This is a genomic window from Bradyrhizobium sp. S3.12.5 (assembly GCF_040548225.1).
Lineage (GTDB): Bacteria > Pseudomonadota > Alphaproteobacteria > Rhizobiales > Xanthobacteraceae > Bradyrhizobium > Bradyrhizobium cytisi.
Genome location: NZ_JBEPRF010000005.1, coordinates 75152 through 98663, shown reverse-complemented (window position 1 = coordinate 98663; position 23512 = coordinate 75152). Strand labels below are relative to the sequence as shown.

Annotated in this window: 27 protein-coding genes and 1 riboswitch; of the genes, 12 read left to right on the top strand and 15 right to left on the bottom strand. The window is 64.1% G+C overall.

The genetic code is table 11. The features are described from left to right. Nucleotides 1-253: 253 nt before the first annotated feature. Complete coding sequence (locus ABIC09_RS08390; RefSeq protein WP_354108983.1) at nucleotides 254-1468, top strand: NADP-dependent isocitrate dehydrogenase; 1215 nt, start codon at nucleotides 254-256, stop codon at nucleotides 1466-1468. A gap of 156 nt (nucleotides 1469-1624) precedes the next feature. After that, nucleotides 1625-2125, top strand: coding sequence for a DUF3455 domain-containing protein (locus tag ABIC09_RS08385; protein ID WP_354108982.1), 501 nt, complete (start codon nucleotides 1625-1627; stop codon nucleotides 2123-2125). A gap of 20 nt (nucleotides 2126-2145) precedes the next feature. On the opposite strand, the gene alaS is transcribed toward ABIC09_RS08385, so the two are convergent. Then, entirely contained in the window at nucleotides 2146-4827 is a 2682-nt protein-coding gene (gene alaS, locus ABIC09_RS08380; protein ID WP_354108981.1) for an alanine--tRNA ligase, read from the bottom strand. 244 nt (nucleotides 4828-5071) lie between these two features. After that, nucleotides 5072-5162: riboswitch (glycine riboswitch) on the top strand. Nucleotides 5163-5308: 146 nt separating this feature from the next. Here alaS and gcvT point away from each other — a divergent pair. The 3 genes from gcvT (at nucleotide 5309) to gcvP (ending at nucleotide 9883) form a co-directional block, all read left to right on the top strand. Beyond that, nucleotides 5309-6457, top strand: coding sequence for a glycine cleavage system aminomethyltransferase GcvT (gcvT, locus tag ABIC09_RS08375; RefSeq protein ID WP_354108980.1), 1149 nt, complete (start codon nucleotides 5309-5311; stop codon nucleotides 6455-6457). 13 nt (nucleotides 6458-6470) lie between these two features. Then, the gene (gene gcvH / locus ABIC09_RS08370) at nucleotides 6471-6839 is read left to right on the top strand and encodes a glycine cleavage system protein GcvH (RefSeq protein ID WP_148751443.1); all 369 of its coding nucleotides are present in this window, start codon (nucleotides 6471-6473) and stop codon (nucleotides 6837-6839) included. A 164-nt stretch (nucleotides 6840-7003) separates the two neighbouring features. Beyond that, nucleotides 7004-9883 carry an aminomethyl-transferring glycine dehydrogenase gene (gene gcvP, locus ABIC09_RS08365; protein ID WP_354109124.1) on the top strand — a complete coding sequence of 960 codons (2880 nt, stop codon included), beginning with the start codon at nucleotides 7004-7006 and terminating at the stop codon, nucleotides 9881-9883. A 131-nt stretch (nucleotides 9884-10014) separates the two neighbouring features. On the opposite strand, the gene ABIC09_RS08360 is transcribed toward gcvP, so the two are convergent. From ABIC09_RS08360 to recA, 5 genes are all read right to left on the bottom strand, one after another. Further along, nucleotides 10015-10980: a hypothetical protein gene (locus tag ABIC09_RS08360; protein WP_354108979.1), complete on the bottom strand. Its 966-nt coding sequence runs from the start codon at nucleotides 10978-10980 to the stop codon at nucleotides 10015-10017. Between the two features lie 55 nt (nucleotides 10981-11035). Continuing rightward, nucleotides 11036-11185 (bottom strand): hypothetical protein, encoded by a 150-nt coding sequence (locus ABIC09_RS08355; RefSeq protein WP_354108978.1) that lies wholly within the window; start codon nucleotides 11183-11185, stop codon nucleotides 11036-11038. After that, the gene (locus ABIC09_RS08350) at nucleotides 11182-12030 is read right to left on the bottom strand and encodes a hypothetical protein (protein WP_354108977.1); all 849 of its coding nucleotides are present in this window, start codon (nucleotides 12028-12030) and stop codon (nucleotides 11182-11184) included. Before ABIC09_RS08350 ends, ABIC09_RS08355 begins: the two co-directional genes overlap by 4 nt. Nucleotides 12031-12039: 9 nt before the next feature. Next, nucleotides 12040-12981, bottom strand: a complete 942-nt coding sequence (locus tag ABIC09_RS08345; protein WP_354108976.1) for a hypothetical protein — start codon at nucleotides 12979-12981, stop codon at nucleotides 12040-12042. A 146-nt stretch (nucleotides 12982-13127) separates the two neighbouring features. After that, a complete protein-coding gene (recA, locus tag ABIC09_RS08340; protein WP_026233157.1) occupies nucleotides 13128-14216 on the bottom strand; it encodes a recombinase RecA in 1089 nt (362 codons plus the stop codon). A gap of 243 nt (nucleotides 14217-14459) precedes the next feature. Between recA and ABIC09_RS08335 the strand changes: the two genes are divergently transcribed. The 4 genes from ABIC09_RS08335 to ABIC09_RS08320 all read left to right on the top strand — a co-directional run bounded on the left by ABIC09_RS08335 (nucleotide 14460) and on the right by ABIC09_RS08320 (nucleotide 16358). Next, nucleotides 14460-14696: a hypothetical protein gene (locus tag ABIC09_RS08335; protein WP_246229880.1), complete on the top strand. Its 237-nt coding sequence runs from the start codon at nucleotides 14460-14462 to the stop codon at nucleotides 14694-14696. A 14-nt stretch (nucleotides 14697-14710) separates the two neighbouring features. Beyond that, the gene (locus ABIC09_RS08330) at nucleotides 14711-14878 is read left to right on the top strand and encodes a hypothetical protein (RefSeq protein WP_187434861.1); all 168 of its coding nucleotides are present in this window, start codon (nucleotides 14711-14713) and stop codon (nucleotides 14876-14878) included. A gap of 400 nt (nucleotides 14879-15278) precedes the next feature. Further along, complete coding sequence (locus tag ABIC09_RS08325) at nucleotides 15279-15446, top strand: hypothetical protein (protein WP_354083919.1); 168 nt, start codon at nucleotides 15279-15281, stop codon at nucleotides 15444-15446. A gap of 723 nt (nucleotides 15447-16169) precedes the next feature. After that, nucleotides 16170-16358 carry a hypothetical protein gene (locus ABIC09_RS08320; RefSeq protein WP_148751438.1) on the top strand — a complete coding sequence of 63 codons (189 nt, stop codon included), beginning with the start codon at nucleotides 16170-16172 and terminating at the stop codon, nucleotides 16356-16358. A gap of 42 nt (nucleotides 16359-16400) precedes the next feature. On the opposite strand, the gene ABIC09_RS08315 is transcribed toward ABIC09_RS08320, so the two are convergent. Beyond that, entirely contained in the window at nucleotides 16401-16655 is a 255-nt protein-coding gene (locus ABIC09_RS08315) for a hypothetical protein (RefSeq protein WP_354033255.1), read from the bottom strand. 99 nt (nucleotides 16656-16754) lie between these two features. After that, a complete protein-coding gene (locus ABIC09_RS08310; RefSeq protein ID WP_148751436.1) occupies nucleotides 16755-17051 on the bottom strand; it encodes a hypothetical protein in 297 nt (98 codons plus the stop codon). A 331-nt stretch (nucleotides 17052-17382) separates the two neighbouring features. On the opposite strand from ABIC09_RS08310, the gene ABIC09_RS08305 reads away from it, so the two are divergent. Then, nucleotides 17383-17847, top strand: a complete 465-nt coding sequence (locus ABIC09_RS08305) for a PaaI family thioesterase (RefSeq protein WP_354108975.1) — start codon at nucleotides 17383-17385, stop codon at nucleotides 17845-17847. A 122-nt stretch (nucleotides 17848-17969) separates the two neighbouring features. Here the strand turns inward: ABIC09_RS08305 and ABIC09_RS08300 are convergent, their stop codons facing one another. The 3 genes from ABIC09_RS08300 to ABIC09_RS08290 all read right to left on the bottom strand — a co-directional run bounded on the left by ABIC09_RS08300 (nucleotide 17970) and on the right by ABIC09_RS08290 (nucleotide 19042). Then, nucleotides 17970-18263 carry an HdeA/HdeB family chaperone gene (locus tag ABIC09_RS08300; protein ID WP_187434860.1) on the bottom strand — a complete coding sequence of 98 codons (294 nt, stop codon included), beginning with the start codon at nucleotides 18261-18263 and terminating at the stop codon, nucleotides 17970-17972. 256 nt (nucleotides 18264-18519) lie between these two features. Next, nucleotides 18520-18795 (bottom strand): hypothetical protein, encoded by a 276-nt coding sequence (locus ABIC09_RS08295; protein ID WP_354108974.1) that lies wholly within the window; start codon nucleotides 18793-18795, stop codon nucleotides 18520-18522. A 13-nt stretch (nucleotides 18796-18808) separates the two neighbouring features. After that, on the bottom strand, nucleotides 18809-19042 hold the full coding sequence (locus tag ABIC09_RS08290) for a hypothetical protein (RefSeq protein WP_354108973.1): 234 nt from the start codon (nucleotides 19040-19042) through the stop codon (nucleotides 18809-18811). Nucleotides 19043-19194: 152 nt separating this feature from the next. On the opposite strand from ABIC09_RS08290, the gene ABIC09_RS08285 reads away from it, so the two are divergent. Next, nucleotides 19195-19599 (top strand): hypothetical protein, encoded by a 405-nt coding sequence (locus ABIC09_RS08285; RefSeq protein WP_148751431.1) that lies wholly within the window; start codon nucleotides 19195-19197, stop codon nucleotides 19597-19599. Nucleotides 19600-19635: 36 nt separating this feature from the next. Here the strand turns inward: ABIC09_RS08285 and ABIC09_RS08280 are convergent, their stop codons facing one another. Then, entirely contained in the window at nucleotides 19636-20103 is a 468-nt protein-coding gene (locus ABIC09_RS08280; RefSeq protein WP_354108972.1) for a DUF6691 family protein, read from the bottom strand. A 5-nt stretch (nucleotides 20104-20108) separates the two neighbouring features. After that, nucleotides 20109-20537: a YeeE/YedE family protein gene (locus tag ABIC09_RS08275; RefSeq protein ID WP_354108971.1), complete on the bottom strand. Its 429-nt coding sequence runs from the start codon at nucleotides 20535-20537 to the stop codon at nucleotides 20109-20111. Between the two features lie 172 nt (nucleotides 20538-20709). Here ABIC09_RS08275 and ABIC09_RS08270 point away from each other — a divergent pair, with 172 nt between their 5' ends. Then, the gene (locus ABIC09_RS08270; protein WP_354108970.1) at nucleotides 20710-21873 is read left to right on the top strand and encodes a GNAT family N-acetyltransferase; all 1164 of its coding nucleotides are present in this window, start codon (nucleotides 20710-20712) and stop codon (nucleotides 21871-21873) included. 7 nt (nucleotides 21874-21880) lie between these two features. On the opposite strand, the gene ABIC09_RS08265 is transcribed toward ABIC09_RS08270, so the two are convergent. Together ABIC09_RS08265 and ABIC09_RS08260 are read right to left on the bottom strand one after the other, a co-directional pair. Beyond that, a complete protein-coding gene (locus ABIC09_RS08265; protein WP_354108969.1) occupies nucleotides 21881-22546 on the bottom strand; it encodes a DsbA family oxidoreductase in 666 nt (221 codons plus the stop codon). Between the two features lie 66 nt (nucleotides 22547-22612). Next, nucleotides 22613-23434, bottom strand: a complete 822-nt coding sequence (locus ABIC09_RS08260) for a helix-turn-helix domain-containing protein (protein ID WP_354083925.1) — start codon at nucleotides 23432-23434, stop codon at nucleotides 22613-22615. Between the last annotated feature and the right edge of the window lie 78 nt (nucleotides 23435-23512).

Here is a 23512-nt window from a genome sequence, read left to right as displayed (position 1 = left end):
CGTCCGCCTGTCGTTTGCCTGTCCTGACAGAATTCTCAAGGGGAAATAACGGGTTGGATTCGACTTTTGAATCTCGCCCGAAACTTCAGCTCGCCCGCGGCCGGCGGCGGGCGGCTCGCCCCCCATCCGTGGAAACTGGATGAGCTAAAACTGCATAATCACTTGGCTTTCGCCCGCCGCGGTCCGGTGCTAAGAGGCGGCGGATATTCACGTCGGCGCCAGCGGCGCCGTTCCCAAGAGGGCTTCCCCGATCATGGCAAAAATCAAGGTATCCAATCCCGTCGTCGAGCTCGATGGCGACGAGATGACCCGGATCATCTGGCAGTACATCAAGGACAAGCTGATCACCCCGTTCCTGGATGTCGAGCTGCAGTATTTCGACCTGGGCATGGAGTACCGCGACCACACCAACGATCAGGTGACCATCGACGCTGCCGAAGCCATCAAGAAGGTCGGCGTCGGCGTCAAGTGCGCCACCATCACCCCGGACGAGGCCCGGGTGAAGGAGTTCAACCTCAAGCAGATGTGGAAGTCGCCGAACGGCACCATCCGCAACATTCTCGGCGGCGTGATCTTCCGCGAGCCGATCATCTGCAAGAACGTGCCGCGCCTCGTCCCGGGCTGGACCAAGCCGATCATCATCGGCCGCCACGCCTATGGCGACCAGTACCGCGCCACCGACATCAAGTTCCCGGGCAAGGGCACCCTGTCGATGAAGTTCGTCGGCGAGGACGGCACCGTGATCGAGAAGGAAGTGTTCAAGGCTCCGGGCGCCGGCGTCGCCATGGAGATGTACAATCTCGACGATTCCATCATCGACTTCGCCCGCGCCTCGCTGAACTACGGCCTGCTGCGCAACTACCCGGTCTACCTCTCGACCAAGAACACCATTCTCAAGGTCTATGACGGCCGCTTCAAGGACATCTTCCAGGACATCTACGACCGCGAGTTCAAGACCGAATTCGAGGCCAAGGGCCTGACCTACGAGCACCGCCTGATCGACGACATGGTCGCCTCGGCGCTGAAATGGTCCGGCGGCTACGTCTGGGCCTGCAAGAACTACGACGGCGACGTGCAGTCCGACACGGTCGCGCAGGGCTACGGCTCGCTCGGCCTGATGACCTCGGTGCTGCTCACCCCGGACGGCAAGACGGTCGAAGCCGAAGCCGCCCACGGCACGGTGACCCGCCATTACCGCGAGCACCAGAAGGGCAAGGAGACCTCGACCAACTCGATCGCGTCGATCTTCGCCTGGACCCGCGGCCTGTCGCACCGCGCCAAGCTCGACAACAATGCCGAGCTCGCCAAGTTCGCGAACACCTTGGAGAAGGTCTGCGTCGACACCGTCGAGGAAGGCTACATGACCAAGGACCTCGCGCTCCTGGTCGGCGCCGACCAGCGCTGGCTCTCGACCACCGGCTTCCTCGACAAGGTCGCGGAGAACCTCGGGAAGGCGCTGGCGGCGTAAGCTGCCTCTCACCGCGTCATTGCGAGCGCAGCGAAGCAATCCAGAATCCTTCCATGGAGGCAGACTGGATTGCTTCGTCGCACCAGCGCAAAATTGCTTCGCAATTTTGTCGCAAGGGCTCCTCGCAATGACGAGACTTTTGCCTGCGGAAACATCATGCCGACATTCAAGAGCGTTGTGCTTGCGATCCTCGCGCTGACCAGCGCGTCCGCGTTCGCCGCCGATGCCCTCCCCGGCGCCATTGCCGCACCCGGCGAGAGCGTCGTGCTGAGCGTCCACGCCGAAGGGGCGCAGGTCTATGAGTGCAAGGCCGGCACCGACGGCAAGCTCGCCTGGGCTTTCCGCGAGCCGATCGCGACGCTCTTCGCCGACGGCAAGACCATCGGACGCCACTATGCCGGCCCGAACTGGGAGCTTGCCGACAGCAGCGCCGTCGGAGGCAAGGCCACCGGCAATGCGCCGGGTGCCACGGCTGCCGATATCCCCTGGCTGAGGCTGGAGGTCACCGCCCGCCGCGGCAGCGGCGTGCTGACGCCGGCCACCACGGTCCAGCGCATCAACACCCATGGCGGCAAGCTCGACGGCGCATGCGACAAGGCCGGCGAGTTCAGAACCGCGCCCTATTCGGCCGAGTACGTCTTCCTGAAGAAGGGCTGAGGAACGAGGCGCACGGGGCTTTAAGCGTCCGCCATCGCTTTTTCGATCGCCGCCAGCGCGTCAGACGCCTTGGCGCCGTCGGGACCGCCGGCCTGCGCCATGTCGGGGCGGCCGCCACCGCCCTTGCCGCCGAGCGCCTCGGACGCAACGCGCACAAGGTTCACGGCGTTGAAGCGTTCGGTCAGGTCGGCGGTGACACCGACCACGACGCCCGCCTTGCCGTCCTCGGTGACGCCGATGATGGCGACCACGCCGGAGCCGATCTGCTTCTTGCCGTCGTCCGCCAGGCTCTTGAGATCCTTCATCTCGATGCCCTCGACCGCACGCGCCATCAGCTTGACGTTGCCGACCTCGCGCACGCCGCTGGCTGCGCCATTGCCGCCGGCGGAGGCGCCGCCGCCCATCGCAAGCTTCTTGCGGGCGTCGGAGAGCTCGCGCTCGAGCTTCTTGCGCTCCTCCATCAGCGCGGTGATCCGCGCGGGGACGTCGTCGATCGAGGTGCGCAGCTCGTTGGCCGCAGCCTTCGCCAGCGCCATGGTCTCGTTGGCGTGTTTTCGCGCGTAGTTGCCGGTCAATGCCTCGATGCGGCGCACGCCCGAGGCCACCGCGCTCTCGCCGGTCAGCGTGATCAGTCCGATATCGCCGGTGCGCCGCACATGCGTGCCGCCGCAGAGCTCGACCGACCAGCCGAGCGCATTGACACCGCGCTCGCGCGCGGTCCGGCCCATCGAGACGACACGAACCTCGTCGCCATATTTCTCGCCGAACAGCGCGCGCGCGCCGGCCTCGCGCGCTTCATCGACGCCCATCACGCGCGTCGTGACCTCGTCGTTCTCCAGCACCACGTCGTTGGCGATGTCCTCGACGCGGGCAAGCTCCTCCGCCGTGATCGGCTTCGGATGCACGAAGTCGAAACGCAAACGATCCGGCGCGACCATCGAGCCACGCTGGGCGATGTGATCGCCGAGCACCTGGCGCAGCGCCTCGTGGATTAGATGCGTCGCCGAGTGATGCGCACGGATCGACGAGCGCCTGCCGTGATCGACCTCGAGCTGCAGCGCGGTGCCGACCTTCAGCTCGCCGCTCTCCAACGTGCCAACGTGAACGAAGAAATCGCCGAGCTTCTTCTGCGTGTCGGTGACGCGGAACTTGATGCCGCCCTCACCCGTCAGCACGCCGGTGTCGCCGACCTGGCCGCCGGACTCCGCATAGAACGGCGTCTGGTTGAGCAGCAGCGCGCCGGTGTCGCCGGCCTTGAGGCTCGCGACTTCCCGGCCGTCCTTCACCAGCGCCGACACCACGCCTTCGGCGCTCTCGGTCTCGTAGCCCAGAAATTCGGTAGCACCCAACTTCTCGCGCAGCGGGAACCAGATCGTCTCGGAGGCCGCCTCGCCGGATCCCTTCCAGGACTCGCGCGCCTTGGCCTTTTGACGCTCCATCGCGTCGGTGAAGGCGGACTGGTCGACGCCGATGCCGCGCGACTTCAGCGCGTCCTGGGTCAGGTCCAGCGGGAAGCCGTAGGTGTCGTAGAGCGTGAAGGCGACGTCGCCGTCGAACATGTCGCCGTTCTTCAAGGACGCGCTCTTCTCGTCGAGAATGGCGAGACCGCGCACCAGCGTCTTGCGGAAGCGGGTCTCTTCCAGCCGCAGCGTTTCCTCGATCAGATTCTCGGCGCGCATCAGGTCGGGATAGGCCTGGCCCATCTCGCGGACCAGCGCCCAGACCAGGCGATGCATCAGCGGCTCTTTCGCGCCGAGCAGCTGCGCATGGCGCATCGCGCGGCGCATGATCCGGCGCAGCACGTAACCGCGGCCCTCGTTGGAGGGCAGCACGCCATCCGCGACCAGGAAGGCGGAAGAGCGCAAATGGTCGGCGATGACGCGGAACGAGGCCACCGTCTGCTCGTTCGGCCCGTGGCCCAGCGCGGACGACGTCGCATCGATCAGGTGGCGGAACAGGTCGGTCTCGAACACGCTGTCGACGCCCTGCATGATGCTGGCCATGCGCTCCAGGCCCATGCCGGTGTCGATCGAGGGACGCGGCAGATCCACGCGCTCCTCCTTCGTCACCTGCTCGTATTGCATGAAGACGAGATTCCAGAATTCGAGGAAGCGATCGCCGTCCTCTTCCGGCGAGCCCGGAGGGCCGCCCCAGATGTGATCGCCGCGGTCGATGAAGATCTCCGAGCACGGGCCGCACGGGCCGGTGTCGCCCATTGCCCAGAAATTGTCCGAGGTCGGGATGCGGATGATACGGTCGTCGGAGAAGCCGGCGATCTTCTTCCAGAGCCCGTGCGCCTCGTCGTCGGTGTGGTAGACGGTGACGAGCAGCTTGTCCTTGTTCAGCCCAAACTCCTTCGTGATGAGCTTCCAGGCCAGCTCGATCGCGCGCTCCTTGAAGTAGTCGCCGAACGAGAAGTTGCCGAGCATCTCGAAGAAGGTGAGATGGCGCGCGGTGTAGCCGACATTGTCGAGGTCGTTGTGCTTGCCGCCGGCGCGCACGCATTTCTGCGAAGTGGTGGCGCGCTGATACGGCCGCTTCTCGACACCTGTAAAAACGTTCTTGAACTGCACCATGCCGGCATTGGTGAACATCAACGTCGGGTCGTTGCGCGGCACCAATGGCGAGGACGACACGATCTCGTGGCCGTTCTCGGCAAAGAAGTTCAGAAAGGTCGACCTGATCTCGTTGACGCCGCTCATGTTCATCCAATCGGGTGTGCTTGGACCCGCTTCCTTGCCGTCCAAACCTGGGATTCGGCTGATATCTGCGGGCCAAAGCGCTTTTAGACAAGGCCAGCTTCGCTGTCCAGAAACTGTGCAGAGAGATCAGAGGGTTGCCGCAGTCGCGCAATCCCGTTGCGATCCCGTTGCAATCCCGTTGGAAAGCCGCAAAGGGCGCGTTGACAGGCTTGGCCGGGCTGTGGTCTGTACCCATCTGTATCGTACGGCCACGTCGGGAGAGACCGGCTTTGGGTAGCCGGCGCCGAAGGAGCAACCGCCCCGGAAACTCTCAGGCAAAAGGACCGCGTGGCTTTGACGACATCTGGAAAGAGGCGCCGACGGGCTTAAGGCCCGGACTGCGTCCGCCGACGGGATAATACTCTCAGGCACAGCGACAGATGGGGCTTCGATTGGTGTCCTCAGGGGAATCGTCCCCGGGGAACCGCCGAGGGCCCCTGTGATGTCAGTGCGCGACGACCGAGACTCCCTGAGACGTACCCCCCTCTACGACCTCCATGTGTCGCTCGGCGGCAAGATGGTGCCGTTCGCGGGCTATGACATGCCCGTGCAGTACCCCGCGGGCGTCCTGAAAGAGCACCTCCAGACCCGTAACCAGGCCGGCCTGTTCGACGTCTCCCACATGGGCCAGATCGCGCTTCGGCCGAAGTCGGGCAAGGTCGAGGACGCCGCCCGCGCGCTGGAGCGGCTGGTGCCGCAGGATATCGTCGCGGTTGCACAGGGGCGGCAGCGCTACGCCCAGTTCACCAATGCGGATGGCGGCATTCTCGACGACCTGATGGTCGCCAATTTCGGCGATCATTTGTTCCTGGTCGTCAACGCCGCCTGCAAGGCCGAGGACGAGGCGCATCTGCGCGCCAATCTCTCCGACGCCTGCGTCATCGATTCGCTCGCCGATCGCGCGCTGATCGCCTTACAGGGCCCGAAGGCCGAGGCTGCACTGGCGAAATTGTGTGCAGAGGCGCCCGCCATGAAGTTCATGGACGCCGGCCCGCATCAGGTCGCCGGGCTTGCCTGCTTTGTCTCGCGTTCCGGCTACACCGGCGAGGACGGTTTTGAAATTTCGGTGCCCGCTGCGGATGCCGAGCGCCTGGCCAGGACGCTGCTGGAAAATCCTGACGTGATGCCGATCGGCTTAGGGGCCCGCGACAGCCTGCGGCTGGAAGCCGGCCTCTGCCTCTACGGCCACGACATCGACACTGCGACCACGCCGGTCGAGGCCGCGCTGGAATGGTCGGTGCAGAAAAGCCGCCGCAGCGGCGGCGCCCGCGCCGGCGGTTTTCCCGGAGCCGAAAAGATCCTCGCTCATTTCGATCACGGCGCATCCCGCCGCCGCGTCGGCCTGCGCACTGAGGGCCGCGCGCCGGTGCGCGAAGGCGCGCTGCTGTTTGCCGATAGCGCTGGCGGCGAGCCGATCGGAAAGGTCACCTCGGGCGGTTTCGGCCCGAGCCTGAATGCGCCGGTCGCGATGGGCTATGTGCCCACAAGCCTGAGCGCGCTCGGCACAAAACTCTTTGCCGAGGTGCGCGCGCAACGTCTGCCGCTCACCGTCGCCGCCATGCCCTTCGTGAAAAACACCTACAAACGCTGAGGACTTTAAGAAAATGACCACGACACTGTACACCACCGACCACGAATGGCTCGCGATCGAGGGCGATGTCGCCACTGTCGGCATCACCGATTACGCGCAGTCGCAGCTCGGCGACGTCGTGTTCGTCGAGCTGCCCAAGCTCGGCCGCGTCCTCAAGAAGGCCGAAGCCGCAGCCGTCGTGGAATCGGTGAAGGCCGCCTCCGACGTCTACGCGCCTGTGACCGGCGAGGTGCTGGAGACCAACCCCGATCTCGCGAGCGAGCCGGCGCTGGTCAATTCGGATGCGCAAGGCAAAGCCTGGTTCTTCAAGATCAGGATTGCCGACAAGAGCGAGCTCGGCGGCCTCATGGATGAAGCCGCCTACAAGGCACACACGGCGTGAGATGACGAGAACTTTGACCTCATATTCGGTGTCATCGTCCGCGGAGGCGGACGATCCAGCACGCCGCGGCTCCTCTGCTCAAGCCGTGACGCCTGCGTGTACTGGATGCCCCGCCTTCGCGGGGCATGACGCCGACGACAGATAATCTAAAGCGAGGACCCATGATGACCGCGCACCGCAAATCCAATGGCGACACCGCCAGTTTCGTTCGCCGCCACATCGGCCCGTCGGCGCGCGATGTCAGCGCAATGCTCGAGACCGTCAGCGCAAAGGGCGTCGACGCACTGATGGCGGAGACGCTGCCGGCCTCGATCCGGCAGGCCGCCCCGCTCGATCTCGGCAAGCCCTTGAGCGAGACCGAGGCGATCGCGCACATGGCCGAGCTCGCGCGTCAGAACCAGGTCTTCACCTCGCTGATCGGCCAGGGCTATTCCGGCACGATCCTGCCCGCGGTGATCCAGCGCAACATCCTCGAAAGCCCCGCCTGGTACACGGCGTACACGCCCTATCAGCCCGAGATCAGCCAGGGCCGGTTGGAAGCGCTGTTCAACTTCCAGACCATGATCTGCGACCTCACCGGGCTCGACGTCGCCAACGCCTCGCTGCTCGATGAGGCCACCGCTGCGGCCGAAGCCATGGCGCTTGCGGAACGGCATTCGCGGGTCGAGGCGAAAGCCTTCTTCGTCGACAAGGATGTGCATCCGCAGACACTCGCGGTGATGCGCACCCGCGCCGAGCCGCTCGGCTGGTCGCTGGTGGTCGGCGATCCCCTCACCGATCTCGCGAAGTGTGACGTGCTCGGTGCGCTGCTGCAATATCCGGGATCATCCGGCGCGGTGCGCGACCTCAGGCCCGCGATCGCGGCGCTGAAGGCCAAGGGCGCGCTCGCAATCGTTGCCGCCGATCTGCTGGCGCTAACGCTGCTTGCCTCGCCCGGCGAGCTCGGCGCCGACATCGCGATCGGCTCGGCGCAGCGCTTTGGCGTGCCGATGGGCTATGGCGGCCCGCACGCCGCCTATATGGCGGTGCGCGATGCGCTGAAGCGCTCGCTGCCCGGCCGCATCGTCGGCCTCAGCGTCGACTCGCGCGGGATGCCTGCCTATCGGCTCGCGCTGCAGACCCGCGAGCAGCACATTCGCCGCGAGAAGGCGACCTCCAACATCTGCACCGCGCAGGTGCTGCTCGCCGTGATCGCCGCGATGTATGCGGTCTATCACGGCCCCGAGGGCCTCGCGCAGATCGCGCGCAATGTGCATCGCCGCGCCGCCGTGCTCGCGGCCGGCCTGCGCAAGCTCGGCTTTGCTCTGACCAGCGAAGCCTTCTTCGACACGCTCAGCGTCGATGCCGGCGCCAAGCGCGCCGAGGTCATCGCGCGCGCGACCGCGGAGAAGATCAATCTCGGCGTCGGTGAAAGCGCGCTCCGCATCGCACTCGACGAGACCACCACGCCCGCCACCGTCGAAGCGGTCTGGCGCGCGTTCGGCGGCCAGCTTTCCTACGCCGAGATCGACGCGACCACGCGCGAGGCGCTGCCGGAGGCGCTGAAGCGCACCACCGCCTTCCTCACCCATCCCGTATTCCACGCCCATCGCTCGGAGACCGAGATGCTGCGCTACATGCGCAAGCTCAGCGATCGCGACCTCGCGCTCGACCGCGCGATGATTCCGCTGGGATCGTGCACGATGAAGCTGAACGCGACCACCGAGATGATGCCGCTGACCTGGCCGGAATTCGCATCCTTGCACCCGTTCGCCCCGCGCGAGCAGGCCAAGGGCTATCACGCGCTGTTCGCGCGGCTGGAGCAGTGGCTGTGCGACATCACCGGCTATGACGCGATCTCGCTGCAGCCGAACTCCGGCGCGCAAGGCGAATATGCCGGCCTGCTCGCGATCCGCGGCTATCATGCGGCGCGCGGCGAGGCGCATCGCAAGATCTGCCTGATCCCCTCCTCCGCCCACGGCACCAACCCGGCCTCGGCCGCGATGGTCGGCATGGACGTGGTGGTGGTCGCCTGCGAGGCCAATGGCGACGTCGACGTCAAAGATCTCCGCGCCAAGGCGGAGAAGCATTCGAACGACCTTGCCGCGGTCATGATCACCTATCCCTCGACCCACGGCGTGTTCGAGCAGCACATTCGCGAGATCTGCGACATCGTGCATGGCCACGGCGGCCAGGTCTATCTCGACGGCGCCAACCTCAACGCGCAGGTCGGCCTGAGCAGGCCCGGCGATTACGGCGCCGATGTCAGCCATCTCAATCTGCACAAGACCTTCTGCATCCCGCATGGCGGCGGCGGCCCGGGCATGGGCCCGATCGGCGTCAAGGCGCATCTCGCACCGTTCCTGCCAGGTCATCCTGAAAATCGCCATCCCGCGACGAACGGGGATGCTCCGGTCGGCCCGGTCTCGGCCGCGCCGTTCGGCTCGGCCTCGATCCTCACCATCTCCTACATCTACATCCTGATGATGGGTGGCGAAGGATTGAAGCGCGCCACCGAGATCGCGATCCTCAACGCCAACTACATCGCCGCGCGCCTCGATGCGCACTTCCCGGTACTCTACAAGAACGAGAAGGGCCGCGTCGCGCATGAGTGCATCGTCGATCCGCGTCCGCTCAAGACGACGTCCGGCGTCACCGTCGACGACATCGCAAAACGCCTGATCGACTACGGCTTCCATGCGCCCACCATGAGCTTCCCGGTACCGGGCACGCTGATGATCGAGCCGACCGAGTCGGAATCCAAGGCGGAGCTGGATCGCTTTTGCGACGCGATGATCGCGATCCGCAAGGAGATCGCCGAGGTCGAGGCCGGCCGCTTCAAGATCGAGGCGTCGCCCTTGCGTCACGCGCCGCACACCGTGCACGACATCGCCGATGACGACTGGAAGCGCGCCTACACCCGCGCCGAGGGCTGCTTCCCCGCGGGCTCCTCGCGCACCGACAAATACTGGTGCCCCGTGGGCCGCGTCGACAACGTCTATGGCGACCGCAATCTGGTGTGCTCGTGCCCGCCGGTCGGCGATTACGCCGAAGCCGCGGAGTAAGGCTCGACGGAGGTTTCGTAGGGTGGGCAAAGCGGAGGCGTGCCCACCACCTTTGTGTGCGTTGAAATATGGTGGGCACGGCGCTTGCGCGCCTTTGCCCACCCTACGGCACCGCGTTCCCGAATGCGCATCTACGGCGCGACCAACGATCGGCTTTCGCGGTCCCATCGCCAGAGCCGCTCGTTGGTCAATTCAGTGCCGCCCCACCAGCGTTTGATCGGGTTGTGACGCCACATATCGTCTTCTCGGGCGACAAGGGAACGTCCGAGTTCAGTGAGCGTGACCTTCCACTCGCTCCTGCCGAAGTAGCGGTCATCATTGTTGAACGACGGATCGCCCAACAGAACGGGCGGGCCCGAATACTCCGCCAGTTCGATCAAGGCATCTTGTGCGTCGCGTCCGTCGAACACATCGCGATACCATCTCGCTTCGGAGATGTATTTTGGGTCGGTGTGCCCTTCATTCACACAGCCCAGCATATCCATTTCGCTGGCACCTAGTCCCGTAACCTTGTCCGGAAGCTCCTCAAGCAGCGCAATGAGCGCCGATCGAAGTCTCGGAAAGATCATCAGATCCGTCATCAGCAGATCGAAACAGGATTCCGGCGTTTCAGCCCGATAGGCGCGCCATGCGCGGCTTGCCATCACAAAATGATTGTCGGCCACCTTGAAGGTCGGCAACTTCCATTTTGCGACCGCCTCCGCAGCATAATCCGCAACAGAGTCGTCCGCATACACCAGGTTCAACTTCGTCGTGATCTCCTTGTAAGGGCGAAGCAGGTCGAGCAGCCAGACAAGCACGAGCTGATCGTTCGGCAAAGGATCAACCCATATTTCGATCGAGTCGAACTTCGCACATAGCTCGAATAAACCAACATCGCGCGTGCCGAAACCGTCCAGCGCACCGCAACCCGCGTCGTCCAGCCAGTGATCGCCGGGATTGCAATGCTTCGCCGATCGCCGCTCGAGGCCCATCAGGAGCTGCTCTCCGGAAGCCAATTTCCCCCTGACGAAGCGCAGGCCAAAGCCGATCGCGACATTCGCAACACGGGGCTGGCGGAGCGTATCTGCCGCGCGATCCAGTATCAAATGTGACACGGTCGCCTCTCAAGACAACATGAAACTCAGGGGTGCTAGCAGCGGCTCTCTCACATCAGACAGGCGCAATCAGTTCGCGGGTCTCAGGGTCCCACCGCCAGAGCCGTTCGTTGGTCAGGTGGGTGCCGCCCCACCAGCGATCGATCCGGTTGTAGCGCCGAAAATTCTCATCGCCTCCCAGCACCGCCTTGCCGAACTCGGTCAACGACAATCGCGACCGCTTGTACCGGTCAAAGCGGGTTGAATCATTGTGCATTTCCAGCGAAAACGGACCTTCATCCAGTCCTGACACGGCCGGCCTCTCGCATCGCGCGAGGCCGTCAAGCAGTGCTCCGGCTTCCCAATATCCGCATACATGCAGCTCGTAGCTCTTCTGATGGCCCGGAAAGACATCGAAAGGCTGCGTGCCACCTCGCGAGATGAGCCGGAGGATCCGGGCTTCGGTGGCTCCAAGCCCCGAGGCGGGCGCGGAAGTTCCGCCAGGAGAGCCCTTACGTGAGGGCCGAGCTGCGGCAGCCAGTGCAAATCCGTCTTGAAGAGACCGCGCCAACTTTGCGGGTTCGGCGCGCAATAGGCCCGCCACACACGGCTGGCCGATTTGAGTTGACGAGGTGTGATCCCGACAACCGGCGGGTAGAGTTCCCCTCGCGGCGGGTCGACATCCCTGGCCCCCAAAAACAGAGCGCGCACGACAAAGTCGGGATTTGCATTGCATTTGCGGTGCCAATGATCGAGCAGCCAGAGCAGGATCAATTGCGCATTTGGCTCCGGCCCTCGCCAAAACTCGACTGAGTCGTATTCCGCGAACAATTCAATCAGTCCTCGGTCTTCCGCGCCCGAGTCCTCGAGGCGCCAGGGCGGCGTATCATCCAGCCAATGAAGCCCTCGAGGCTGCGTCGTGCGCGGCGCGAAGAACGCATCGAGCTCTGCGTTGGACGGCAACGGCTCCCAGACCAGCCGGCGCTCGATCGCAATCACGAGGTCGGCCAGGCCTGCCTGTTGAAGGGCGCCGGCAATGGACGAGTCCGTCGTGACAATGAGCCGCGTCATGCCGTGGCCTCAGGATTTCGTTAGAACAGGGCCATAGCGCCAGAGGCAATCGTTGGTCAGGTGCGTGCCGCCCCACCAGCGATCGATAGGATTGTAACGGGTGAAATCTTCACTACCCGCCAGCACCGCTTTACCAAACTCGGTCAGCGATAGTCTGCTGCGCAAATAAGCCGTATGGCGGTCTCTCAGATTCTCCCGGTCAATCGTCCGGAGTTCGTCGTCAAGTCCTGCCACGGCAGGTCTCGGGCCGAGTGCGAGCCCCTGGAGCAACCAGCCAAGCTCCCATTCATTAAAGACGCGCGTGCGGCGAAGCGAGCGGAGATGGAAGAGTGCATTCGTCCCCTCATAACCACGTGCGATGAGCTCAAGGAATCGGATCTCTGTTGCACCGAGACCCGTCGAAATTGAAGGAAGCTCAGCCAAGAGGTCGATCAAGGCCGGCCTCAGCATCAGCAGCGCATTCAGATCCCTATGAACGAGCTCGGCGCAAGTCTCGGGCGTCGGCGCAGCGTAGGCCTGCCAAGCCATACTTGCTGTTTCAAGTTCATCTGCGGTCACGCCGATGGTGGGGATATGGGGCAGCGACTTGGCGATAGAATTTGCGTCCTCTGTGATGAGATCGAAGGCAATCAGGCGTAGTCTTGCCTTAGCCAGAATCTCTGGGTGGGAGCGGAGGTAATCGAGAAGCCAGATCAGCTGGAGCTGATCATTAGGATTCCGATCAAACCACAATTCCACAACGTCGCAGGGCTGGCAGAACGCGACCAGAGAGAGATGTCCAGTCTCTTTGACAGCTTGAGGCTTTCGTCCGACGTAGTCCGACCAGTGCCTGCCCGGCTTTGCTGTCTCCGAACGGGCGGCGACATAGACTGCGAGTTCGTCGAGAGGCAAAGGCCCATCAACAAGACGGAACATGAACGGAATGACGGCCTCGGCGAGGCCCGAGCGCATGAGATCGCTCCCGGATGAACCCGTCAAAATCACACGCCTCATCACACCACCTGATCAACGAAACGCAAAAAGAAACGGGCACTGATGACGTCGGCAACTCAACGTCCTCAGCGCCCGCTCCTCGCGAAAAGTTCTTCGCGGTAAGCTTACTCGTCCGCGGGCTCTTCGCCGTCGGCGTCGCGCTCGGGGCTGCCGGCCAGAATCTGCTCGGCGATCAGGCCGGAGTTCTGGCGGATCGAGGTCTCGATCTTGGCGGTGATGTCGGGGTTGGCCTTCAGGAACGCTTTCGAGTTCTCGCGGCCCTGGCCGAGGCGCTGGCTGTCATAGGAGAACCAGGCGCCGGACTTTTCGACGATGCCGGCCTTGACGCCGAGATCGAGGATCTCGCCCATCTTGGAGACGCCTTCGCCGTACATGATGTCGAATTCGACCTGCTTGAACGGCGGCGCCAGCTTGTTCTTCACCACCTTGACGCGGGTGGTGTTGCCGACCACTTCGTCGCGCTCCTTGATCGCACCGATGCGGCGAATGTCCAGGCGGACGGAGGCGTAGAATTTCAGCGCGTTGCCCCCGGTGGTGGTTTCCGGCGAGCCGTACATCACACCGATTTTCATACGGATCTGGTTGATGAAGATCACCATGGTGTTGGACTTGTTGATCGAGGCCGTGAGCTTGCGCAGCGCCTGGCTCATCAACCGCGCCTGAAGTCCCGGCAGCGCGTCGCCCATCTCGCCCTCGAGCTCGGCCTTCGGCACCAGCGCCGCAACCGAATCGATCACCAGCACGTCCACCGCGCCCGAGCGCACCAGCGTGTCGCAGATTTCCAGCGCCTGCTCGCCAGTGTCCGGCTGGGAGATCAGAAGTTCGTCGATATTGACGCCCAGCTTGCGCGCATAGACCGGGTCGAGCGCGTGCTCAGCGTCGATGAAGGCGCAAATACCGCCCTTCTTCTGCCCTTCCGCCACCGTGTGCAGCGCCAGCGTGGTCTTGCCCGAGGATTCCGGCCCGTAAATCTCGACGACGCGCCCCTTGGGCAGGCCGCCGATCCCGAGCGCAATGTCGAGCCCGAGGGAGCCGGAGGACACCGCCTCGACATCCATCGAGCGGTCGTTCTTGCCGAGCTTCATCACCGAGCCCTTGCCGAACTGGCGCTCGATCTGGGAGAGCGCGGCAGCGAGAGCTTTACTCTTGTCCATGGAGGATCCTTCGACGATACGCAGGGCAGTGGTGGACATCGGGTCGTGCTCCTTATGGCGAGGATTCGGGTGCGGGACAAACGATTGGCGCGGCGGGTCGTCGATAAAAGTAATGTACCCCATTTGTTCTAGGTTCGCAATATGTTCTTTTGCGGAATTTGGTACTGGCCTGTTTCCATCCCCACTGGCCTAGCTTGAAAATCACAGTGGCTTGATTTGGCTTTTGTCGGACACCGAACAGACGGAGCTCTATGGCCGATTTTAGATTCGTGGGGCCGGAAAATGGAGGACCGCGCCATGCAGCGTAGGCGGATCAAGCACACGACGTCCTTTGAAGAACGATTGGCACAAGAAGCCAGACGGTTCAAACAGGCGGCCGAAAAAGAGGCTCCAGGCAGCACCGCTCGCGAACTGTTCTTGCGCAGGGCCCGCCAAGCCGAGACGGCTTCGCACATGAATGCGTGGCTGACCTCACCCGCTCTACAGATTCCCAAAACAGATGTGCAGCAAGACAACTGAGGCAGGCAGTGGCAATGAGCGAACCCGCCAAAGGCTGCCCATCGATTGTGGTTCCGGATTTGGATGATGAGGCCGAAGTTTTGCGCGTCGCGAAGGTCACTGCGTTGAAAACAGGCCGGATGGTGACTGTTCGAGATGCGGACGGCCTCAAGAGTGAGACTGTCTCCCCTATCAAACACTAGCGCTGGCGATGAACCGGGAAATCCTAATTTTCAGCGCTTCGTTGGTGTGGTTAGCCATTGTGGCAATCGGTTGCGTTTACGTGCTGATGCAATAGGGCCGCCTCATTCACGACAGGGGCATGGGATGCGGCGGAGGTGGCGCGCGGCCGGCCTGCGGGCGTTCCGTCCGGGCACGATGAACCACGATGAACCTTGGCACGGCACGACAGACACACCGGTATCGGGATTTTACATTTCCCCTCCCGGGGCTGGAAAGCCGCCGCCTGCGTCTCATTTAAGCGGGCGGCGTTTTATTTTTCCGGAGCCGCACGCGCCGTCATCATTCCGCAATCTTGTGGCACCGAACCTTTCCGTGGCTGCCGACTTGAAAAGGGGGCCGCCACCCATGGGGGATTGGATCATGACGGAAGACACGCAGCACCATGCTGTCAGGCGCAATTCTCTGCTCGAGGCGGCGCTCGAGGAGATGGCGAAGTTCGAGCGCAAGGAAATCGAGTTCCGCAAAAAGGACCGCGCGGAGCGTGCCGCCGACCTCCGCCTGCCGCTGGACGAGATCAAGGTGCATTAGGAAAGGTGCATTAGGAAACGCCAGCCGAAACAGGCCGTTGCCTACTGTGCATGGGGTTGTTTTCGCAGCTTTTGGCGGCACGTGCCGCCGAGGCCGCCGCTACATCAACGCCAGCAGCACGATGCCGATGACCAATACCACGAAGCCAGCCGCCGTCGCGGCGGCAAATGACCGCTCTACCTTGTCCATGATGCCACCCCGCTAGCAGCGCGCCACGTTTCCCCCATGGCTTCGCCGTGCCCGCAAAGTGTCGCCAACGGATGTGTCTGAAGTTGTGCGGGGGGATGTCTGAATTGGGACGTGAGAGCGGCTCTCGACGTGGCCGCAAGCCCCGGTCTGTCAGGCTGTCGTAAGCTGAACGGGCTAGGGTCGTCCGGCTATGGTGTTGCAGCCCAGCACCTCAGCCTCCAATAACCTTCTACCCCGCCCGGCTCTCCCCTGGCGGGGTTTTTTCTTGCGCGAGCACGGATCCATCGCGCGTGCTCCGCGTATGCCTCCGTGGTTCTCCGACCATGAACGGAGTTCCTGGCCGGGTGGCCGCGCGCGTGAAAAAGCATCCATCGGTTCCATTTTCGGAATCCGATTTCGCTTGTTTCGAACGGCGCGCGCTTGCTGAATTCCGATGAGCCACCTGCGACTTGGCGGCAAATTTTGCTTGTCGCTGGAATATTGCGACGGCCAACATTGTTACCCGACATGGCGAGGTGAATCGTGGAGGTGACCATGAATCACAGGGGCGTTGAGTTCACGGTTGCAAAGACGGCGATCCCGGGCGTCTGGCAATGGCAGTTCCGGATCGGCGACGAGACCAAGACAGGCAAGACCGAGACGAAGATCGACCTGCTGGCGATCCGTCGCGTGCAGCTGCGCATCGATCGGGAGCTGAAGGCGATCGGCCGCAAGACGGCCTGAACGAGACGGCCTGAACCGGCGGGTTGAGAGGCTGGACCAGGGCTAGTCGGCGCTGGGCAGCCGCCGCATGGTGAATTCGATGTCCCCGCCGGGCAGCTCGCGCCAGCTCTCGACTTCGCTCATGTAGCCGGCCTTGGGATAGCGCGCGAAGAAGGCCTGCGCCCTTGCCCGTGCGGCCGCACGCGGCAGAGTAAAACTCTCGCGCAGATAGCCGTCACCGGCCTTGTCGCCCGATCCAGCAGCCGGCTTGTGCCGGCGCGCCATCCGCTCGGCGAGGTCCCGCGGGCGATCCGCCATCTCCTGCCTCCTCAACGCAACACTACGAGGGAATGTAGGATCAGGGCCAGGCCAAGGGGAGTCCCGAAAGGAGGCGTCGCCCGCCTCCGGAGGCCTTGGTCAATTGGCGGCAGTACCGGCCTTGGTCTTCTTGGGCGCGCTGGTGGCGGCCGAGGCCTTCGGCGCGGGCTGCTTCGGCTGGTCGGCGCGCATTCCGCCCCAGGGATCGCTGGACGCCTTGGCGTCCGGAATCTTCTTCAACGTCTCCTTATAGGCCTTGTCGCGCGCGGCATCTGCGGCCTTCTCGTCCTCGGTCTTGGAGGGGCCGTCCGCCATCAGATTGATATGGGGCGACTCCTGCGCGAAGGCCGGTCCAGCCACCAGCGCCAACACCGCCGCCATACGGAAAAGCTTCATCACTCACTCCTTGATCATCGATAGAGGGGACGGATGCCGCACCCTGACCTTCTTCACGGCTCCGCTAAAGCCGATCCGATTTGCACGATTTCGGCCCGTGGAGCCAGTCGTCCCAGATCGGGCCGCACCTGGTGCAACCGTTCAGCGCCAGACCAAGCGCGGCCAGGCAAATGACAAGGACACATCGACGCAACATCGTCCACCACGCTCCCAAGCGTGGCATCATACCGGGCGAAGTCGGGCATTTTCAAGCCGGCGGCCCGGTGACTTTGCCGCGCCCGAGTGGGCAGAATGAGCGAAACATCCGGCAACACAGGAGGGAACGACAGCCATGCCACCGCAGCCAGACGCCGAGTTCGGCATCACTGAGGCCAGACGCATCCTCGCCGAGGTCTTTGCCCCCTGGGTCCAGGATCTCAACCTCTCCGTCGAGCGCATCGAGCACACCCCACCCGCAGACGCGCCGGACTGGCAGCCGGGCGCACTGCTCCGCATGCCGTTCTCGGAGCGGCTGTGCCGCAACGGCGGCGTGGTCTGCGGCCAGGCGCTGATGGCGCTTGCCGACACCGCGATAGTGATCGCGAACCTCGCCGCCAATCGCGGTTATCGTCCAATGACCACGGTGGACCAGACCACGCATTTCATGCGCGCGGTCTCCTCGTCCGACGTGCTGGCGGATGCGCGCGTGGTGCGGCTCGGGCGCACCATGAGCTTTGGCCGCGTCACCCTGCTGTCCGCCACCGACAACAAGCAGGTGGCGATGGTGTCGGGCGCGTTCGCGATGCTGCCCGGCTGAGCCTGATCCGAAACGAAGAGAGCCGCGTGAACGCAAACGCACCGCGGCTCTCGATGGCGATCATAACGACGCAAGGGACGCAAGCACGATGCAATCACGCTCCCGCCGCGACGCTTCCAAAATTACTTGCCGAGCACTTCGTCGGCGGCAGTGACGATGCTGACGTTCGGATTGGTGCCGCAATAGGTGCCGAACTTCTTGGCGTTGTCGACGAACACGTCGGTGTCGATGATCGCGTTGTCCTCGTCGCCCTTGTACCAGCCGTCCATCCAGGTCAGCACCATCTTGATGGTGTCGTCGCCGCTCTCGAGGAACTGCTTGCAGCTCATCGTGGCAAGATCGAGCTTGGTGGCATGGGCGGGCATGGACGACAGCGAGAGCGCTGCGGCGAACAGAAGCGAAAGCGTGGTCTTCATCGAAATCTCCATCGGCGTGTAACGCCATAAAAGAAAGGCTTGCGGGGTAAACTCGGCGGGAAGTGACTCGCCGCTTCAACGTCGTAAACGAAGTCTGAAGCGCTGTGCAAGTAGCGCCAGTATTGTTGTGGATTTCACGCGACAATTTCGTGCGGAATTGCCGTACGGTGTGGCGCAACGACAAGCGCATCGGCCTTGCCTTCGTGCAACAGCGCGTACGATGTGAATGACCGTTCGCATCGCATGCACGCAAACATCATGTCGACCTGATACGACGTCGGCGACGCCAGCGCAGCCCCGCGATGACCAGCGCGACAATCGTGAGCGCGATCGCCGACGACGCCGCGAAGAATCGCCCGCCGGTGTGAAATTCGAAAGCGCGGACAAGCTGGCCGACATTGTCGGACGTGATCTGGCGCAATGGCGAGAAGCGTGAACCGCCGGGATCGCCGCCCCAGCTCTCCCAGGCGACGCACGGCCGCGCAACGAGCAGAACGGCGAGGCCAACCAGATATCGCAGCCGGCCCGCCACCGCGCGCCTCGCGCTATTTCGGCTTCTTGGCGGGCTCGCTCGGACGCGCCCCGCCCCACGGGTCATACTTTTCCTTGGACTCCGGAATGCGCTCGAGCGCGGCCTTGTAGGCCTTCTCGTCGGCCTTGGGCTTGTTGTCCGCCTTCTGGCCGCTATCCTGCTGCTGGCGCCGGCCGCCGCCCATCTGCGCCTGCGCGGACGCAACCGTCAGTGCGAGCACCGCAGCCGCTATGACCAAAATTCTCATTGCTGCAATCCCCCTCATCCGGGGTACAAACTAGCCCGCAATCCTCTAATAGCAAATCTGGTGGTTTCCACCCCTTCAGCAAATGTTGATCGGCCGGGACTTCGTCCGGTCGAATTCGCGCCTATCTGTTGGCCCGCAGGGGACCTTCACGAATGTTGCGGATTGTTGCTCATGTGGCGCTGCTCGCCGGCGCGCTCGCGCTCGGCGCGTGTGGCTTTGCCGACAGCCGCGCGCCCGTGCCCGATTTCATGCGCCTCAAGGAAGCCGACCAGCCGCCGCCCGAACCGCCGCCTGACATCAAGCGCGTGGTCCGCGAGCAGATCGAAGTGGTCTTCCTCAACACCTCCTATCCGCGCGAGGTGCAAGTCGCCCTGCCCCATCACGAGGTCCACGGACCGGGCTGGACGGCCTGCGTCCGCGCACAACTCACCTCGGCCACCGGCTCGGCGCTAGGCACCCAGACCTACATCGTGACGATCAATGGCGGAAAGGTCGTCGACAGGCGGCGCGCGGAAGCTGATGACATCTGCGGGTCGGAAGCTTACGAGCCGATCTAGCAATCGATCGCACCGGCTCGTCCGGTCCTGTCTGCGTCAGGACTCGAGCGGATGAACCGGCGCCGCGATCCGTGTCGATGATTGCAGCTTCGCGATGAAGCGGGCAAGCACCATGCCGGCGCACATCGCGGCGACGAAGATGACGGCTGAGGTCGAGCCAAAGCCAAGCGCAGTCAGTGCCGGTCCTGGACAGAAGCCGGCCAAGCCCCAACCGACGCCGAAGATCGCGGGCCCAACGACGATCTTCGGATCGATGTCGTTGCGCGTCGGCACGGAGAAGCGTTCGGCGAACAGGGGATGTGCAAGCTTCAGGACATGCCTGAAGCCGACGAAGGTCACGGCGACCGCGCCGGCCATCACGAAGGCGAGGCTCGCGTCCCATGTCCCCGCCGGGATGCCGCCGAGGTCGAGGAAGTTCAGCACCTTTGCCGGATTTGACATCCCGGAGACAATGAGCCCGAGGCCGAACAGCAAGCCGATCGCAAATTGAACGAGAATGGTCATTGCCCTCAGCTCCAGTGCCGGATCACGAAGACGGTGGCGATGCCCGTCGCCATGAAGGTGATGGTCGCGACCAGCGAGCGTACCGATAATCGCGACAGACCGCAGACGCCATGGCCTGACGTGCAGCCGCTGCCCCACGCCGTGCCGAAGCCGGTGAGCACCCCTGCGACAATCAGCACCGGCGCTCCCGCCGCGATCGTCTGCGCCGGCAGGCTTCCGGTCACGAGCCTCACCAGCACGGGTGCGGCGATGAGGCCGGCGACGAAGGCGAGCCGGCCGGCAAATTCGCGGTCCTCGTAAGGCGGAAACAACCGTGCCGCGATGCCGCTGATGCCGGCGATCCGTCCCGTCGCCCACATCAGCAGCACGGCGGACAGGCCGATCAGCACGCCCCCGAGCAGCGAGGCAATCGGCGTGAAAGGCGTAGCGACCATTTTGATCCTCCGGATCGAGACAGCATCCGCCAGTGGGCCGGCCGGATGCTCAATGAGACGTTAACAATACCACTCGAATTGAAGCGGCGTCCCAACGGGATTTTCCAATCTTTGCGCTAAGCATGACCGCGTAACGCCGGCTCAAGCCCGCGTGAACGGGGAACGACGACACGTGGTCGACATCGCGCACCAGGCTGCGATCAATCCGGCATCGGCGAAGGATGCAACGCCCGCGCTCGTCTCGCTCACGGCGATCGAGCCCGGTCAATGGCGCGCACTGTCGCAGCGGGCGGTCGAGCCGAACGGCTATTATTTGCCTGCCTGGGAGCTCGCCGTCAGCGCAACCGCGCGCGGCCGTATCGGCGCCTCGGCCTTGTCCGTATACGGCGGTTCCTCGACGCGGCTGATCGGGTTGATGCCGGTGGTCTCGCTTTGGCGAGCCTGGAAGATTCCCCTGCCCGCGCTGGTAAGCGCGCATCCCTACGGCACGCTGTGCAGCCCGCTGATTGACCGTGACGCGCCGATCGACGCCGCGACGCGCCTGCTGCAACGGGCCCGCGAGGCCGGCGCGCATGCGCTGATCCTGCGCGACGTCGCGCTGGACGGCGCTGCGATGGCATCGCTCAAGGAAGCGCTCGGCCGGGTCGGCCTGAAGCCACGCGTGCTCGGCTCCTATGTTCGCGCCAGCCTCGATGCGACACAGGGTGGCGAGGCGCTGCTGTACGAGGCTCTTGGCGCCAAAAAGCTCAAGGAGTTGCGACGACAGCGCCATCGCCTTGAGGCGCACGGCGCGATCAGCTTTGACGTCGCGCGCAAGCCCGACGAGATCAGGCCCGCGCTCGAAACCTTCCTGCAGCTCGAAGCCAGCGGCTGGAAGGGCGAGCGCCGCACTGCATTGATTCAGGACGCGGGCGATGCGACCTTCATTCGCCGCGCCGTCCCCGCACTTGCCGAGACCGCGCAATGCGAGATCGTCACCCTGCGCGCCGGCGCGACGCCGGTTGCCGCCGGCATCGTGCTGCGCCACCAGGACCGCGCCTTCTTCTTCAAGCTCGGCATCGACGAGCGTTTTGCAAAATATTCGCCGGGCGTGCAGCTCACGCTCGACCTGACGCGCCATCTCTGCGCCGATCGGTCCATCGCGAGCGCGGATTCCACCGCGAGCGCGGACCATCCCATGATCAACCCGATCTGGCGCGGCCGTTTTGCGATCGGCGACGTGCTGATCCCGCTGCGACGCAACGATCCGATGGTGGCGCTGATTCACGCGGCGCTGATTGCGCGTGGCTTCGCACGCGAGACAGCGCGCCGCGCGATCCGCCTGCTCCGCAAATAAGCCGTCCCTACTCCGCCGCCTGCGCGTTGATCTCCGCCGAGACCTGGCGGATGGCGCGGGCGAGCAAGTTCGGATCCTGCGCACCGGAGACGGCGTATTTCTGCGCGAACACGTAGGTCGGCACGCCGGAGATGCCCTTCTCGGCAGCCTCCTGCGCGTCGGCCGACACGCGCGCGACATCCTCGTCGCTGGCAAGGCGCCTGCGCACGTCCTCGGCATCGAGGCCGACATCGGCGGCCGCCTGCACCAGCACGTTGACGTCAGTGAGATCGCCGCCGTCGCGGAAATACAGCTCCATCAGCCGCTGCTTCATCTCGGGCGCCTTGCCGATCGCCTCGGCCCAGAGGATCAGGCGGTGACAGTCGGTCGTGTTGGGCTGGCGCGCAACCAGCTCGGGCTTGTAGAGGAGGCCCTCTTCGCTGGCAGCCGCGACCACGCGGCCGGCAATGCCCTTATAGGCCTCGACCGAGCCAAACTTGGTGGTGAGATAATCCTCGCGGCTGATGCCGTCGCGCGGCACCCAGGGATTGAGGAAGAAGGGCCGGAAATTCAGCTTGACGGGAACGTCGGGCACGAGCGCCAGCGCGCTCTCGATCCGATGCTTGCCGATATAGCACCACGGGCACACCACGTCGGAGACGACATCGATCTGGAGCGGTTTCAGCGTGCTCATGAGCGCCTCCTTCGGGCAGTGTGGTTTTGTCGGAAGATAAGCCGAACGCCGCCCGGGGCAAGGGCGCTAGGTCAGATTTGCGGCCGTCTGTTTCAGCCAAGCGGCGGTGCGTTCGTCGGCCGGAAAGAACGTCTCCAGCGCCAGCTCCGACAGGGTGATGTCGACCGGCGTGCCGAACACCATGGTGGTGGAGAAGAAACTTAGTATCCCGCCGTCATGGCGCAGCTTGAACGGGATTGCGACATTGTCGCTCGACAGCGGGCCGGAGCGCGCCGGGATCGGATAGCTCTTGAGGTCATGATAGAGCTTGATCAGCTCCGGATCGGCCGTCGCCTCGCATTGCCGGTGCAAGCGCTCGAGCAGATGCGCGCACCATTCCGCGAGATTGACGGTACGCGGCGCCAGCCCCTCCGGATGGAAGGCGAGCCGCAGCACGTTGAAGGGCTGGCCGAGCAGCCGCTCCGGAACGCCCTCGAGCAGCGGCGCCACCATGCGATTGGCGGTGACCAGATTCCAGTGCCGGTCATAGGCCAGCGCCGGATTGGGCTCGTGCGCCCTGAGCACGAGGTCGATCGCCTGCCGGGCTGATTTCAAGGCGGGATCCTCCAGTGGGCGCTGCGGAAACGCCGGCGCGTAGCCGGCGGCAACCAGCAGCACGTTGCGTTCGCGCAAGGGCACGTCGAGACGCTCGGCGAGCCGCAGCACCATGTCGCGCGAGGGCGCGGCGCGGCCGGTCTCGACGAAGCTCAGATGCCGCGCGGAAATCTCCGCTTCGCCCGCGAGATCGAGCTGGCTCATGCGGCGGCGCTGCCGCCATTCGCGCAAATGGTCGCCGATATGGACCGGCTGGCTGGGTTCGGCGCGGGCCGTGGATGCATGTGCGTTCATGGTCGAAAACCTACCACGCAGATTTCAGCCCTTCCATTACCCCTGAGGTAATCGAATTGGGTTGCTCCGCGGCGCATC